General features: G+C 62.9%; 14 protein-coding genes. 8 read left to right on the forward strand and 6 right to left on the reverse strand.

The window, feature by feature from the left end:
- The first annotated feature begins 174 nt into the window (after positions 1 to 174).
- Positions 175 to 624 (forward strand): GatB/YqeY domain-containing protein, encoded by a 450-nt coding sequence (locus FJ443_RS23435; protein ID WP_140524847.1) that lies wholly within the window; start codon positions 175 to 177, stop codon positions 622 to 624.
- 36 nt (positions 625 to 660) lie between these two features.
- On the opposite strand, the gene FJ443_RS23440 is transcribed toward FJ443_RS23435, so the two are convergent.
- Complete coding sequence (locus tag FJ443_RS23440) at positions 661 to 1,587, reverse strand: LysR family transcriptional regulator (protein ID WP_140555986.1); 927 nt, start codon at positions 1,585 to 1,587, stop codon at positions 661 to 663.
- Positions 1,588 to 1,689: 102 nt separating this feature from the next.
- On the opposite strand from FJ443_RS23440, the gene pcaD reads away from it, so the two are divergent.
- Positions 1,690 to 2,481, forward strand: coding sequence for a 3-oxoadipate enol-lactonase (gene pcaD / locus FJ443_RS23445; protein ID WP_140666141.1), 792 nt, complete (start codon positions 1,690 to 1,692; stop codon positions 2,479 to 2,481).
- A 46-nt stretch (positions 2,482 to 2,527) separates the two neighbouring features.
- Here pcaD and FJ443_RS23450 read toward each other — a convergent pair whose 3' ends face one another.
- Positions 2,528 to 3,517, reverse strand: a complete 990-nt coding sequence (locus FJ443_RS23450) for a hypothetical protein (RefSeq protein ID WP_140666161.1) — start codon at positions 3,515 to 3,517, stop codon at positions 2,528 to 2,530.
- Between the two features lie 289 nt (positions 3,518 to 3,806).
- Between FJ443_RS23450 and FJ443_RS23455 the strand changes: the two genes are divergently transcribed.
- Positions 3,807 to 4,511, forward strand: coding sequence for a DNA helicase (locus tag FJ443_RS23455; protein WP_140624060.1), 705 nt, complete (start codon positions 3,807 to 3,809; stop codon positions 4,509 to 4,511).
- A 52-nt stretch (positions 4,512 to 4,563) separates the two neighbouring features.
- A complete protein-coding gene (locus FJ443_RS23460) occupies positions 4,564 to 5,121 on the forward strand; it encodes a GNAT family N-acetyltransferase (protein ID WP_140582017.1) in 558 nt (185 codons plus the stop codon).
- 114 nt (positions 5,122 to 5,235) lie between these two features.
- Here the strand turns inward: FJ443_RS23460 and FJ443_RS23465 are convergent, their stop codons facing one another.
- The 4 genes from FJ443_RS23465 to FJ443_RS31265 all read right to left on the reverse strand — a co-directional run bounded on the left by FJ443_RS23465 (position 5,236) and on the right by FJ443_RS31265 (position 8,775).
- On the reverse strand, positions 5,236 to 6,420 hold the full coding sequence (locus tag FJ443_RS23465; RefSeq protein WP_140666143.1) for an MFS transporter: 1,185 nt from the start codon (positions 6,418 to 6,420) through the stop codon (positions 5,236 to 5,238).
- A 122-nt stretch (positions 6,421 to 6,542) separates the two neighbouring features.
- Positions 6,543 to 6,752 (reverse strand): DUF2061 domain-containing protein, encoded by a 210-nt coding sequence (locus tag FJ443_RS23470; protein WP_140495915.1) that lies wholly within the window; start codon positions 6,750 to 6,752, stop codon positions 6,543 to 6,545.
- Between the two features lie 218 nt (positions 6,753 to 6,970).
- Complete coding sequence (locus tag FJ443_RS23475) at positions 6,971 to 8,632, reverse strand: Na/Pi cotransporter family protein (protein WP_140666145.1); 1,662 nt, start codon at positions 8,630 to 8,632, stop codon at positions 6,971 to 6,973.
- Positions 8,629 to 8,775: a hypothetical protein gene (locus FJ443_RS31265; RefSeq protein WP_181175131.1), complete on the reverse strand. Its 147-nt coding sequence runs from the start codon at positions 8,773 to 8,775 to the stop codon at positions 8,629 to 8,631. Before FJ443_RS31265 ends, FJ443_RS23475 begins: the two co-directional genes overlap by 4 nt.
- Positions 8,776 to 9,022: 247 nt before the next feature.
- Between FJ443_RS31265 and FJ443_RS23480 the strand changes: the two genes are divergently transcribed.
- The 4 genes from FJ443_RS23480 (at position 9,023) to FJ443_RS23495 (ending at position 14,542) form a co-directional block, all read left to right on the forward strand.
- Positions 9,023 to 9,418, forward strand: coding sequence for an RcnB family protein (locus tag FJ443_RS23480; RefSeq protein WP_140666147.1), 396 nt, complete (start codon positions 9,023 to 9,025; stop codon positions 9,416 to 9,418).
- Positions 9,419 to 9,559: 141 nt separating this feature from the next.
- Positions 9,560 to 11,494, forward strand: coding sequence for a DNA primase (gene dnaG / locus FJ443_RS23485; RefSeq protein ID WP_140582011.1), 1,935 nt, complete (start codon positions 9,560 to 9,562; stop codon positions 11,492 to 11,494).
- 520 nt (positions 11,495 to 12,014) lie between these two features.
- On the forward strand, positions 12,015 to 14,039 hold the full coding sequence (gene rpoD / locus FJ443_RS23490) for an RNA polymerase sigma factor RpoD (protein ID WP_140495911.1): 2,025 nt from the start codon (positions 12,015 to 12,017) through the stop codon (positions 14,037 to 14,039).
- Between the two features lie 209 nt (positions 14,040 to 14,248).
- Entirely contained in the window at positions 14,249 to 14,542 is a 294-nt protein-coding gene (locus FJ443_RS23495) for a GYD domain-containing protein (protein ID WP_140495910.1), read from the forward strand.
- Positions 14,543 to 14,555 lie beyond the last annotated feature (13 nt).

The following is a 14,555-nucleotide window of genomic DNA, read 5'->3' on the forward strand; positions in this document are numbered from 1 at the left end:
CAGTTCATGCAAGGCCCAGTACATAGGGGAAGGGAGCAGGTCGGTCAATGATGATGGGAAATGCCGCTACGATTTATTTCATTGAGCAATATCATAGGCTTGCCTCGACATATCAGGGTTTGCGTTGGTCCGCACCGGGCGCTATTGTCCGCGCCGACCGAAGGAGAGAGCACGATGCGCGCAAAAATCGCCGAATCCCTGAAGAGCGCGATGAAGGCGCAGGACAAGCACCGGCTGCCGACATTGCGGCTGATCCAAGCCGCCATCCACGATCGCGATATCGCCAATCGCGGTGCCGGCAAGGAACCGGCCAGCGACGAGGCGATCCTGCAGATCCTGGCCAAGATGGTGAAGCAGCGCGAAGAATCGGCCAAGGCCTTCGAAGACGGCAAGCGTCCGGAACTGGCCGCGCAGGAGCGCAGCGAGATGGAGATCATCCGCGATTTCCTGCCGACGCAGCTCGACGATGCCGCCATCACCGCCGCGGCGCGCGAGGCGATCGCGGCGACCGGTGCCGCCAGCCAGAAGGACATGGGCAAGGTGATCGCGGCACTGAAGCAGAAATATGCCGGCCAGATGGATTTCGGCAAGGCAAGCGGCATCATCAAGGGGCTTTTGCAATAGTCGGCGCGTCGAGCGCGAGCGCCAGCGCTCGCCTGCCTATAAAACAACCTTCTGGGGCTCCAACGCGTGGCGCAATGCTGGCGCCTCCTGCTGGATATGATCCCACAAACGGTTGGCGACCGGCCCGTGGGGACGGTCGCGGCGACGCGCAACCACCAGTTCGTCGGTGCGGCCCGGCATATGAGGGCCGGCGATGGACCGCAGGCGTCCATCACGCAGCTCCTCCTCGATCAGGAAGCGTGGCAGGTGGCCCCAGCCGAGGCCCTGCAGGATGATCTCCTTCTTCATGCCCTGGTCGGCGACCAGGCATTGCGGCGCGCCTTCGACCATGAAGTAGTCTTGTTGCGGTGAATGGCGGGCAGTGTCGCGCATCACGCATTGGGTGAGCGCCTGCATCTGGTCGGGTGTGATCGGCGGCTCGATGCGCTCCGGCAGAAAGCCCGGTGCCACCACGGGAATGAACGGCACCTTGCACAAATCGATCCATTCCACCCGCGCATCGCCCTTGTCGATCCAGTGCAGGACCAGATCGGCCTCGTCGTCGAAAAGGCGTTCCCAAGGGCCGCCGACGGCCTCGAAGTGCAGGTGCAGACGCGTGCCGGGACATTGCGCGAAGAACCGCCCGAGCAGGCCCAGCACCTGCGGTCGTGGGCATAGGTCGCCGATCACCACATGAATTTCGCTTTCTTCGCCCATCGAGAGCTGGGCGGCATGCACGCGCAGGCCTTCCAGTTCGCGCAGCAGCGATTGCGCCCGGCGGTGGAACGACAGCCCGGCCTCGGTCGGGCGCACGCGATAGCCGCTGCGGTCCAGGAGAACGAGGTCGAGCTGCCGTTCCAGCTTGGCGACAGCGGCGAATACAGCCGGGTGTGAACGATGCAACAGGGCCGCCGCCGGCTGAAAGCCGCCGGTGCGGATCACGGCGTCGAAGCACTGCAGGTCGTGCAAGGTGAAGTCAGCCATGTCAGCTTTGATTACAGAGATTGTCCTGACTTTGTAATATCAACAAAACAACGACATGGCTACGCTCTGTCTCATTCAACCCTTCCAGAAGGATCTTTCATCATGAATGAGGCGAATTTCGTAACTGTTGGCGATGGCACGCGCATCGCCTACCGCTTCGACGGCGATGCGGCAAACCCGGTGCTGATGCTGTCGAACTCCATCGGCACCACACTGCATATGTGGGATGGACAGGTCGGCGAGTTGTCCAGGCATTTCCATCTTCTGCGCTATGATTTTCGCGGCCATGGCGGATCGAGCGTGCCGGCCGGCGCCTATTCGCTCGATCGGCTCGGCGGCGACGTGATCGAACTGCTCGACGCGCTCGGCCTTGGCCGCGTGCATTTCCTCGGCCTGTCGCTGGGCGGCTTCGTCGGGCAATGGCTCGGCATCCACGCGCCGGAGCGGATCGACCGGCTGATCCTGAGCAACACCTCGTCGCATCTCGGACCGGCAAGCTATTTCGACGAGCGCATTGCCGCCGTCCGGCAGGCGCCCGACATGGCCGAAACCGCCGAAACGTTCCTCAACAATTGGTTCCCGGCAAAAATGGTGGCGGCCAACGAGCCCGTCATCGAGGAATTTCGCGCCATGCTGCTCGCCATCGACCGGCAAGGCCTGGCGGGCCTCTTTGCGGCGGTGCGCGACGCCGACCTTCGCCGCACCGTGGCGCTGATCTCGCGGCCGACGCTGGTGATCGCCGGCGAGCACGACACGGTGACGGCGGCCAGCCACAGCGAACTGATCGCCGCGGCGGTGCCCGGCGCGAAACTGGTCGTCCTGCCGGCGGTTCACCTGTCGAATGTCGAATATCCATCCGGTTTCATGCAGGCGGTGTTCGATTTTCTGCGCTGAGGGATGCGATCCCGTAGACCCCGCATCCCCGGAGCCGGGACGGACCTCACGGCTCCTTGCAGATCGGCACCGGCTGCGGCGGCGGTGCCGGGTGGTCCTTCCTGTATTGGGCAATGATCGGCTCGAGCGTCTTTCGCGGCCAGAATTTCGGCGTGCCGATTTCCTTCAGGCAGGATGCGTTCCAATAGGGGCCAGCGTCCGACAGCGAACGGCCCGCCGCCACGATTTGCGCAACGGCGGCGATGTCGCGCGATTCAGGGTAGATGTAGAGCGTCGTCGGATTGTCCTTTACCATCGGGATGATCTGCTGCGCATCCGCCGCCGACCAACTGGTGCAGCCATTGCTGCGGCCGCCGGCATAATCCACCAGCTTGCCGAACGGCACGTAGCCGTCATGGTCGGCATGCGAACTGGCCCGGTCTTTGCGAAGACACATTCCCTTCAACACTTCCGCCGGATGCCCGCCGATCACGCGCTGCCTGGCGTTCGCGGCCTCGCCCTCGCCATCGAACTGCACGAAGGTACGCATGAAAGCCACGTCCTGCTTCGCGGCAGTGCGATAATAGCCTTTGAACGAGGTTTTCGCCTCGCCGGTCATATAGGCGCCGCCGGAGGTCAGTGACGAATCCAGCGCATTGCCGAAGTTCTTCGCGCAGCGCTTGCCATTGGCGAAATCGGCGACGCCCTTCAGATTCCGGCCGCTGCCGTGGCCCGCCGAAACCGCGCGAAACGCCTGGCTGGCCTCGCAGATGATGTAATAACGGTGACCCAGTTTGTTGTTGCCCAGATCGCTAGGGCGCGTCGCATCCATGGCGAAGTAGCAGGGATTGTTAACGGCTCCTGCGCCGACTTTCTTCAGGTAAAGCGATCGGGCCCGCTCCAGGACCACAGCTGAGATCTGGCCATCACCTTCGCCGACATGGGCCTGCAGCCAGGCCGGAATGGCCGAGGGCGCGGCAGAGGACCGTGCCGTCAAAGCGACGACAACGAGGAAGAGGCTGGCGACGACACCCAGCGGGATAGATCTCAACCGCACCAGACCCGTTCTCCTGTCGAAGCGTTTGTGTTTTGGCGGTGAATCACCCCCGGCACGATCATAAATCGGCTTATGCCGGCCGGCGAAACACATCTTGTTCAGCATTCCCGGCACGTATGCGCGTTTTCGACCCGTCAGCATTGGGGTATTGTCTGATTCCGGCGCGCCCACGCCTCCTCCCTCCGTCGGGAAAGCATCATTCATGCGGGGCAATCCGATCATCGAACCGACTGTTCGAGCACCAAGCATAAGGAGGGTTGCGAAGACTGCTCGCACCAGGAGGTTTGCGATGATTGCGCCCATTTACCATCTGAAGCGTCAAGCCAGGCTGTTGTCCCGCAAGGAGAAGATTCCGCTCCATCAGGCGCTTGACCGTGTTGCAGCCCGCGAAGGTTTTGCGAGTTGGAGTCTGCTTGCGGCCAAGGCAGCCGAGACGACGGCCGCCGGCAGGCTGTTCTCGCGGCTGATGCCCGGCGACCTGGTTCTGGTCGGTGCGCGACCAGGCCACGGCAAGACGCTGATGAGCCTCGAACTCGCGGTCGAAGCCATGAAGCGTGGCCATCGCAGCGTGTTCTTCTCGTTGGAATACACGCATCGCGATGTGCTGGACCGGTTTCGCGCCATCGGGGCGGACCCCGCCCAGTTCGACCGATTGTTCGCGTCCGACACTTCCGAAGCCATCAGCGCCGACTACATCGTCGAGGTGTTGGGATCGGTGGCGCGTGGGACGCTCGCGGTCATCGACTATCTGCAACTGCTCGACCAGAAGCGGGACAATCCGGAGCTGATGGACCAGGTCCGGACATTGAAGGCTTTTGCGCGTGACAGGGGCGTGATCCTGGTCTTCATCTCGCAGATCGACCGCTCCTACGATCCGTCAACGAAGCCGTTTCCCGATATCAGCGACGTTCGGCTACCGAACCCGCTGGATCTGTCGCTGTTCAGCAAAGCGTGTTTCCTCAACAAGGGCGCGATCCGCTTCCAGCCCGCTTGAGCGTTCCAGTGGCCATCGCTATGCCTGCTTGGCCTGCGAGGGAGCATGGATCATGATCGAAATCGTCAAGCCCGGGCTCAAGCATCTGGCGTCCTACAAGGCTGCGCTCGAGCGCGGCTGGTCGCCCGACAATGTACGGCTCATGGAGGCAGCTCGCGAGCAGCTTGCCGCAATCGAGGAGGATCCGGCGGCGTTCCTGGCCAGCCTCGATGATCCCGAGGCCAAGGGGCCGCCGATCACCTTGCCTGACGGCAGACAGGTCCCGCGCCTGCCGGGCTTCAGGCGCTGGATGTGGGACGGCGAGACGTCAGGCTCGATCGGCCTGCGCTGGCAGAAGGGCACGTCGGCGCTGCCGCCGCACGTGCTTGGCCATATCGGCTACGCCGTGGTGCCGTGGAAACAGCGACGCGGCTACGCGACGGAAGCGCTGCGGCTTATGCTGGATGAGGCGAGGGCGGTCGGCCTGGCTCATGTCGACATCACCGCAAAACCTGGCAATCCGGCCTCGCACAAAGTGATCCTGGCCAACGGCGGCAGACTGGTCGAACGTTTCCTCGAAGATGCCGCCTATGGCGGAGCGGAGAGCCTGCGGTTCCGCATCGATCTGTAATGCGTTGGAGCTGCGCAGCCGCCGGGCGAGACATGACTGTTCATCGCGTCGTGCTTGCGCCGGTGGACGCCCGGATCAGGCATGATCGGTGGTGGATGTCCTGACGCGGATAATCTACTCAGCCGCTGCCGTCAGCGGTGGCGTGGCGTTGCTGCGCCACTCCCAGATGTGCGAGGCGAGCGCCACCGCGACGGCGACGAGCATCGCCACAGCGCCAAGCAGCGGCAGGCTGCGATAACCGTAACCGCCATTGAGCATGGCAGCACCGAGCGATGCCGCGAGCGCTATACCGACATTGAAGCCGGATGGGATCAGCGAGGAGGCCAGGTTCGAGGCATCCGCAGTCCAGGACAGGATGCGGGTCTGAATCGGCGTACCGATGGCGAAGTTGAGGCCGCCCCAGATGACGATCGCCACGATCATCGGCACGGGATAGGGGCTGACGGCATAGATCACCGCAAGCGTCACCGCCTGCAGGGCCAGCATGGTGATCAGCGAGGGCATCAGCTTCCAGTCGGCTAGCCTGCCGCCGAGGAAGACGCCAAGCGTGGCGCCGACGCCGTTGAGCAAGAGCACCCAGGGCACCAGGTTCTCGTCGAGGCCGGTGATCTCGATCAATGTCGGGGTGATGTAGGTGAACAGGCCGAACTGGCCGATCATCAGCATCAGCATCAGGATCAGCGAGGTCCAGACCTGCTGGCGGGCAAGCACGCGGACCTCGCGGGCGAGGCCGGCGGGTTTGGCCTGATAACCTGTGGTGCGCGGCAAAAGGGCTGCCATGGCAAGCGTGGCCGCCACGCCCAATGCGCACATAACCCAGAAGGTCGCGCGCCAGCCCCAGATGTTGCCGATGGCAGTGCCCGCCGGCACGCCGATCACGTTGGAGACGGTGAGGCCCGACAGGATGACGGCCACCGCCATGCCGCGCTGGTCCTCGCGCACCAGCCCGACCGCCACCACCATGGCGACGCCGAAATAAGCGCCATGCGCGACTGCGACGGCAATGCGCAGAAGCAGCATCGAGGTGAAGTCGGGCGCCAGCGCGCAGGCCGCCTGACCGATGGTGAAGGCGACCGCGAGGCCGAGCAGCAAGGTTTTGCGCGGCAAGGACTTGGTGGCAAGTGCCAGAAGCGGACCGCCGATGGCAATGCCGCAGGCATAGCCGGAGACGAGATAGCCCGATGTCGGAACCGAAACGCCAAGCCCTTGCGCCACCTGCGGCAGCACGCCGGCGATGACGAATTCGGTGGTGCCGAAAGCGAAGGCAGCGATGAACAGGGCGATGAGCGGAAGCGACATGGCGGGAATTAAATCCTCGAATGCAGGCCTCAAACCACGGATGCGCGCTGCCGGCAATCCAGAAATTTTTGTCGCCGCTTTAGCTTTTCTTGATCTCCGGGTTCAAAATCTTGACCCCGGGTTCAGAACGGGGTCTTGCGTCCATAAGGAACCTTCAGCCATGCCCGCTCATGAAAATAATAGAGCAGCGACTTGGTGAAGACTTCTGTCACGCCGATGGCGGCCGCCAGCTTGACGCTTCCGGTCACCACCAGCGAGATGATCATCGTATCGATGGTGCCGGTCACGCGCCACGAAAGCGCCTTGGCGAAACTGCGCGAATGGGTGTCCATCGATCTCCTCCGAAAGCTTTGGCTGATATGCCTAGCCCGAGCGATGGAAACGCGGCAATGGCAATTTTGCCGCCGAAGGACCGACGCCATGCAATTCTGCCGCAATACAATTTTTTCGGCGGAGTGCGGCGCTCTTCCTTCTGCCCTTGTTTGTTGGGAGGTGGCGTCGCAAAGCGAGGTGGGATGAGGTGTCTCAAAGAAGGGAGAGATGTCGTTGATCAGCTCGCCTTCAACCTGGATCCGCCGAGGAGGCCGCGTTCTTCCAGCACGGGATAGGCCATCGATGCCAGCAGCGAGTTGATCTGTTTGAGATCGCGGATGGTGTCGAGGTGGATGGAACTGGTCTCGACGCTTTTGGCAGTGCCTTCGCGTAGCCGCAGGAAATGGCTGGCGCTGGTCTCTTTTTCGGCCTCGCGCAGCCGTTCCTTCTCCAGCACCAATTGACGCGCAGTCTCGGCATCGCGCGACACCAGCACGTTGAAGGCAAGCCGCGCATTGGCGAGCACCGAGGCGTGGAAGGCGCACAGCTCGCTCCAACCCTCGTCGGTGAATTCCAGCCCACGGTCGAACTTCTTCTTCACGTGCACCAGCATGTTGCGCACGATGATGTCGCCGACCTGCTCCAGCTTGACGCAGGCGCCGATCAGTTCCTGGCAGCGCAACGCCTCGTCCTCGGTGAGCGGGTTCTTGGTGACCTTGGCGAGATAGAGCTTGATCGCCGCGTGCTTGCGGTCGACGCGGTCGTCAAGGGCGGCCAGCGCCTTGATCTTGTCGGCATCGGCGCTCTCGTAGAGCTCGATGATGCGCTTGAGCATGATCTCGACCGTCTCGCAGACCCGCACCACCTCGCGGGTGGCATTGGCCAGCGCCTGGCTCGGCACGTCGAGTGCGCTTTCGTTGAGCGCCGAGAGTTCGACCACGTCAAGCGTGGCGGCTGGCGCCTTGGTGCCGAGCGCCACGATCTTCTCCGAGGCGCGGTAGACGAGACCCGCCAGCGGTAGGCCGGCGAGCAGGATCAGCACATTGAACAGGATGTGGGCATTGACGATCTGGTCCGCTGCCGTCGCGCCAAGGAACGCGAAATGCGGCCTGAAGATCATGACCAGGATCAGCATGACCAGCGAGCCAAGCCCGCGCATCAAGAGGTTGCCGATCGGCACGACGCGCACTTCGGGGCCGGAGGAGCGGGTCAGCATGGGCGCGATGATCGACGAACCGAGATTGACGCCCAGGATGAGGACGACGCCGAGTTCGGGCGTGATCAGGCCGCGGCCCGCCAGCGTCGCCATCAACAGGACCGCGGCGATGCTCGACTGGAACAGCCAGGTGATCAGCGCCGCCAGTAGATAGGCGGTGATGGAATCGCCGGAGAAGTAATTGATGATGACCGGCATTAACTGGCTGTTGCGCAGCGGCTCGGATGCCTGACCGATCATTTCCAGCGACAGGATCAAAAGGCCGATGCCGACCAGGATGCGACCGGTCTGGCGCCAGTCGCGCCGCTCGGTGGCCATGAACATGACCGTGCCGGTGATCAGGCAGAGCGGCACCAGCAGCGTGAGATCGAAGGTGAGCAGCTTGACCACCAGAGCCGAACCGATCTCGGCGCCGCGTACGGCCAGTTGCCCGGCCGCGCCCGAGACGATGCCGGAGCCGGCGAAGGAGCCGACCAGCAGCGTGACGGCGGTGGAGCTCTGCAGCGCTATAGCGAGGCCGGTGCCGGCCAGCACCGCCATGACAGGATTGCGCATGGTGGCGCGCAGCTTGTGGCGCAGCACGTCGCCATAGGCGCGCTCGACGCCGGTCTTCACCATGCGCGTGGCAAACAACATCAGCGCCACGGCCCCGGCCAGATGCAGAAGAACCACGGAGCCGCTCATTGCGGCGCACCGATACGGACAAAGCCGGAGACACGGGCAGCGCGGCGGCCGGGGGAAGGACGAGGGGTGCGAATCATGATCATGACGTTGGCCGATAATAGCTCGAATATTTTAGCCGGATAATAAAAATTTGTCGATTTCAAGGGCTCTCCGCGCGCGACGGGCCGTGTCGGAGAATGGACGGATGCCGAAATGGTTGCATGAGCCCCGCCGCCCTGACGCAGCGGATCGGCCGATGTTGCCCCCCGCCCTTCGCCCGGAATTTGCGAGGATGTTCAACCAATCGGCCTAAAGCTTCGGATTTATTACGGAATTGTAATGCTCATGTTCAGTTTCGGTTCATTCTTCGACGGCTATTTCTGCGGCATTGACAACCAAGGAGATTCCTTCATGAAGCGCATTGTTCTTTCCGGTCTTGCTTTCTCGATGTTGGCCGCCACGTCCCTGACGGGCCAGGCCGCACCGCTCAATGCGCCGGTCGCGCCGCGGTCGAACTATACCAATGTCGATTGGCAGAAGCCCACCAACCGGGATGTCAGGAAGCGCGTCATCCAGAAGCGCGTTATCCAGAAGCGTATCATTCAAAAGAAGGTCGTCGTGAAGCGGAACAACTGGCGCAATGGCCAGAAATATTCCGGCTGGCGGCAGCATCAGCCGGTCCGCGACTATGGTCGCTACGGCCTGCATCGCCCGGGCCGTGGCCAGGAATGGATCCGCGTCGGCAATGACTATGTGCTGGTCGGCGCCCTCTCCGGCATCATCTTTGGCGCCATCGCCGCGCAGTAAAGTCCCGATAGTGCCAGACTGGAGGAAGGGCGGCCCGCAACGGCCGCCTTTCCTTTTGCCCTGTGGAAACCGGGCATCGTCAGCATTAGGGGTCGCCGGACTTCGCGGGCATGATTATATGGGGGATAAACGAGTTCCCCGATGCGCTTTCCGCCCGCCTTCCTCGACGAGATACGCGACCGCGTGCCGATTTCGCAGGTCATCGGCCAGCGCGTCGCCTGGGATCGCAAGAAGACCAATGCGTCACGCGGCGATTATTGGGCCTGCTGCCCGTTTCATGGCGAGAAGAGCCCATCCTTCCATTGCGAGGACAAGAAGGGCCGCTACCATTGTTTCGGCTGCTCGGTCTCGGGCGATCACTTCAAGTTCCTGACCGAACTTGACGGACTGAGCTTTCCCGAGGCGGTCGAGAAGATTGCAGACATGGCCGGCGTGCCGATGCCGGTTCGCGACGTGCAGGAGGAGCGGCGCGAGAAGGAACGCGCCAGCCTTACCGACGTCATGGAAATGGCGACTGCCTTTTTCCAGGAGCGGCTACAGGGCGCGGAGGGCGCCAAAGCCCGTGCGTATCTGCGCGACCGCGGACTGACGCCTGCGACGCAGCATGCGTTCCGGCTGGGCTATGCGCCCGACAGCCGCAATGCGCTGAAGGAGCATCTGGCCGCAAAGGGCGTGCCGAAGGCCGATATCGAGGCCTGTGGGCTGGTGCGCCATGGCGACGACATTCCGGTTTCCTATGACTGGTTCCGCGACCGCATCATGTTCCCGATTCCGGATTCGCGCGGCAAGATCATCGCTTTCGGCGGGCGAGCGCTGGCGCCGGATGCGCTCGCCAAATACATGAACTCGCCCGATACCGAGCTCTTCCACAAGGGCAACGTGCTCTACAATTTCGCCCGCGCGCGAAAAGCGCTGGCCAAGGGCGGCACGGTCATCGCCGTCGAAGGCTATATGGATGTCATCGCATTGGCGCAGGCCGGCTTCGAGAATGTCGTGGCGCCACTCGGCACGGCGCTTACCGAAAACCAACTCGAACTGTTGTGGCGTATGGCCGCCGAGCCGGTGCTGTGCTTCGACGGCGACAAGGCCGGGCTGAAGGCGGCATGGCGGGCCGCCGACATGGTGCTGCCCGTAGTCCAGGCCGGGCGCACCGCGCGTTTCGCGCTGCTGCCCGAGGGCAAGGATCCCGACGACCTGGTCAAGGCGGAGGGGCCGGATGCCTTCCGCGCCGTGCTGGCGGAAGCGCGTCCTCTTGCCGATCTGTTATGGATGCGCGAGACGGCGGGCGGCGTCTTCGACACGCCGGAGCGGCGGGCCGAACTGGAGAAGCGGCTGCGCGAACTGACCAGCCGCATCCGTGATGAAAGCCTGCGATATCACTACCAGCAGGAGATGCGCGAGCGCGTGCTTAGCTTCTTCGGTTCTCAGCGCGGAACGCGGCAAGGTCGTCCGGACTGGAAACCGGGGCAGGGCAAGGCGCCCGCTCCCGGCGGACAATTCGCCAAAGCCGGCGGTGGTCGCATCGCCATCACGGAAAGCCTCGGCCAGTCGGCACTGGTCAAGCGCGGCAGCGAAGGCATGTCGGTGCGCGAGGCGACGATCATCGTCGCACTGGTCAACCACCCGGCGCTGATCGACGAGAATTTCGCCCATGTCGAGTTCCTCGATCTCGCCAATTCCGAGCTGAAGCGGCTGCACGGCGCCATCCTCGACGCGATGGCACATGACATGGCCAATGACCGCCACGCCGTGGTGGCGACGATCGAACGCGCCGGCTGCGCCGAGATCTGGGAGCGTGCCGTCGGCCTGATCAGGCGGGCGCGGCAGTGGCCGGCGCTGGAGACGGCAGCGCTCGAGGATGCCCGCGACGCTCTGAACCAGGCGCTGCACTTGCAGCGTAGCGCGCGCACCTTACATAAGGAGCTGAAACAGGCGGAAGCGGCGATGGATGCGGATCCTTCGGACGAGAATTTCCGCCATCTGATCGAAATTCAAGCGCAATTTCGGGATGTACAAGCGACGGAAGCGCTGATCGAAGGTTTCGGTGTTTCGTCGGGCAGGGCTGGTCGGGCCTGAAGCATGGTTCCGAAAAGCGGGACCCGGTTTTCGGGAACGATCATACTCCAGCAGAAGAAAGGCGGAGCTCATTTCGGCCCGAGGGTTGGGACGGGCTCATGCCAGCAAGTGCAGGAATGACGGCGTTGTCATGGATCTTCTAGAGCCGGACCGCGCTAAGTCGGGTAATTGATTCGCTTTTTTCATGCGAATCATGCGAGAGGCGCTTGACCTTCCGGCAGAATGGCGGAATCAGGACGATTCGAAACGTTAACCCGCACCCGCGTCGACGGGAAAAGCAGCGATGTGAGGTCTTGGTCACTGGACAGGCAGCCAGCCTGCCACAGATATCAGGGTTAATCTGGACTTAATGCATGTCGCCCAAAAATGGAACCGGTTCTGGGCGACGACAGGGCACCAACAAAGAGATGATGCAGTTATTGGCCCGGTGAAGCGCGTTGCAAAAGCGAGCCCAGCCGATTTGACCGGTCCGACAGCTTGCGCGGCCTCGATGTCGGGCCGCTAGGAGAAGATAAAGACTATGGCGACAAAGGAAAAGGAAGAGGTCGAGACCGAACGCGAAGGCGCCACCGATGGCCCTCTGCTCGACCTTTCCGATGATGCTGTCAAGAAGATGATCAAGGCCGCCAAGAAGCGCGGCTATGTCACCATGGACGAGCTGAATTCGGTGCTGCCCTCCGAGGAAGTGACCTCCGAGCAGATCGAGGACACGATGGCGATGCTGTCCGACATGGGCATCAACGTCGTCGAGGACGACGAGCAGGGCGAAGAGGCCGAGGCCGGCGACACCGCGGCGGATGCCGAGGAAGACGCCAACGAGCTGGCCGAGCAGACCGGCACCGCCGTCGCCGCCACAACCACGAAGAAAGAGCCGACCGACCGCACCGACGATCCGGTGCGCATGTACCTGCGCGAAATGGGTTCGGTCGAGTTGTTGTCGCGCGAGGGCGAAATCGCCATCGCCAAGCGCATCGAGGCCGGCCGCGAGACGATGATCGCGGGCCTGTGCGAAAGCCCGCTGACCTTCCAGGCCATCATCATCTGGCGCGACGAGCTCAACGAATCCAAGATCCTGCTGCGTGAGATCATCGACCTCGAAGCCACCTATGCCGGCCCCGAGGCCAAGCAGGCGCCGGTGGTGGAGCGCGTCGAGGAAGCGCCCAAGGTCGAGGAAAAGCCGCGCCGCGGACGCGACGATGAAGACGACATCACCAATGTCGGCGCCGACACGCGCGGCATCGGAGATGACGACGAGGAGGACGAGGACGAGGCCAGCCTGTCGCTGGCGGCAATGGAAGCCGAGCTGCGCCCGCAGGTCATGGAAACGCTCGACGTCATCGCCGACACCTACAAGAAGCTGCGCAAGCTGCAGGATCAGCAGGTCGAGAACCGGCTGGCCGCGGCCGGCACGCTGTCGCCCAGCCAGGACCGCCGCTTGAAGGAGCTGAAGGATCAGCTCATCAAGGCGGTGAAGTCGCTGTCGCTCAACACGGCGCGCATCGAGGCGCTGGTCGAGCAGCTCTACGACATCAACAAGCGCCTGGTGCAGAACGAGGGCAAGCTTCTGCGTCTCGCCGAAAGCTATGGCGTGCGCCGCGAGGAGTTCCTGAAGGAATATCAGGGCTCCGAGCTCGACCCGAACTGGACGCGCTCAATTGCCAATCTGACCTCGCGCGGCTGGAAGGAGTTCACCAAGAACGAGAAGGACGCGATCAGGGACCTGCGCGCCGAGATCCAGAATCTGGCCACGGAAACGGCCATCTCGATCCTGGAATTCCGCAAGATCGTCAACCAGGTGCAGAAGGGCGAGCGCGAAGCGGCTATCGCCAAGAAGGAAATGGTCGAGGCCAATCTGCGCCTCGTCATCTCCATCGCCAAGAAATACACCAATCGCGGCCTGCAGTTCCTCGACCTGATCCAGGAAGGCAATATCGGCCTTATGAAGGCCGTCGACAAATTCGAGTATCGCCGCGGCTACAAGTTCTCGACCTACGCGACATGGTGGATCAGGCAGGCGATCACGCGTTCGATCGCCGACCAGGCGCGCACCATCCGCATTCCGGTGCACATGATCGAGACGATCAACAAGATCGTGCGCACCTCGCGCCAGATGCTGCACGAGATCGGCCGCGAGCCGACGCCGGAGGAACTGGCCGAGAAGCTCGCAATGCCGCTCGAAAAAGTGCGCAAGGTGCTGAAGATCGCCAAGGAGCCGATCTCGCTCGAAACGCCGGTCGGCGACGAGGAGGATTCGCATCTGGGCGACTTCATCGAGGACAAGATGGCGATCCTGCCGATCGACGCGGCGATCCAGGCCAATCTGCGCGAGACCACCACGCGCGTGCTCGCCTCGCTGACGCCGCGCGAGGAGCGTGTGCTGCGCATGCGCTTCGGCATCGGCATGAACACCGACCATACGCTCGAGGAAGTCGGCCAGCAGTTCTCGGTCACCCGCGAGCGTATCCGCCAGATCGAAGCCAAGGCGTTGCGCAAGCTCAAGCACCCGAGCCGCTCGCGCAAGCTTAGAAGCTTCCTGGATAGCTGAGGCCTACCGATTGTGAAGAGATCAAGGGCGCCCATCGTGGCGCCCTTTTTCTTTGGCGCTCGCCATTGCGGCACGCGCCCTTAGGGAGGATAATTTCGTGTCGGATGCATTTTTCTGGGCGACAGCCCGGGAAGCCCGCCCCGGTCGAGGCCGTGTCGACATCGCCATGGCCTGAGCACCGTGCTCCGTGGCCCCGGAGGAGGCGTGCCATGACGACTTACATCATGCTGATGAACTGGACCGAGCAGGGCGCGAAGAACGTGCGCGAATCCCCCAAGCGCCTCGATGCCGCCAAGACGCAGCTGGGCGAGATGGGGGGATCGTTCAAGTCGTTCTACCTGACCATGGGCGAATTCGACATGGTGGCGGTGGTCGAAGCGCCCGACGATGCGGTGCTGGCGCGTTTCGCGCTGATGCTGGCCGCGGGCGGCAACGTCAAGTCACGGACCCTGAAGGCTTTCCCGGAGCTTGCTTACCGCGAGATCATCTCGTCGCTTGGATGATGCAAATCGGGAC

Source organism: Mesorhizobium sp. B2-6-1 (genome assembly GCF_006440475.1).
Classification (GTDB): Bacteria; Pseudomonadota; Alphaproteobacteria; order Rhizobiales; family Rhizobiaceae; genus Mesorhizobium.

Bases quoted from the DNA above. Each gene is read 5' to 3' on its own strand.
- FJ443_RS23480 (WP_140666147.1), top strand. From the start codon at position 9,023: ATGAAGCGCATTGTTCTTTCCGGTCTTGCTTTCTCGATGTTGGCCGCC.
- FJ443_RS23440 (WP_140555986.1), bottom strand. From the start codon at position 1,587: ATGGCTGACTTCACCTTGCACGACCTGCAGTGCTTCGACGCCGTGATC.
- pcaD (WP_140666141.1), top strand. From the start codon at position 1,690: ATGAATGAGGCGAATTTCGTAACTGTTGGCGATGGCACGCGCATCGCC.
- FJ443_RS23475 (WP_140666145.1), bottom strand. From the start codon at position 8,632: ATGAGCGGCTCCGTGGTTCTTCTGCATCTGGCCGGGGCCGTGGCGCTG.
- rpoD (WP_140495911.1), top strand. From the start codon at position 12,015: ATGGCGACAAAGGAAAAGGAAGAGGTCGAGACCGAACGCGAAGGCGCC.
- FJ443_RS23460 (WP_140582017.1), top strand. From the start codon at position 4,564: ATGATCGAAATCGTCAAGCCCGGGCTCAAGCATCTGGCGTCCTACAAG.
- FJ443_RS23470 (WP_140495915.1), bottom strand. From the start codon at position 6,752: ATGGACACCCATTCGCGCAGTTTCGCCAAGGCGCTTTCGTGGCGCGTG.
- dnaG (WP_140582011.1), top strand. From the start codon at position 9,560: ATGCGCTTTCCGCCCGCCTTCCTCGACGAGATACGCGACCGCGTGCCG.
- FJ443_RS23495 (WP_140495910.1), top strand. From the start codon at position 14,249: ATGACGACTTACATCATGCTGATGAACTGGACCGAGCAGGGCGCGAAG.
- FJ443_RS23435 (WP_140524847.1), top strand. From the start codon at position 175: ATGCGCGCAAAAATCGCCGAATCCCTGAAGAGCGCGATGAAGGCGCAG.
- FJ443_RS23455 (WP_140624060.1), top strand. From the start codon at position 3,807: ATGATTGCGCCCATTTACCATCTGAAGCGTCAAGCCAGGCTGTTGTCC.
- FJ443_RS23465 (WP_140666143.1), bottom strand. From the start codon at position 6,420: ATGTCGCTTCCGCTCATCGCCCTGTTCATCGCTGCCTTCGCTTTCGGC.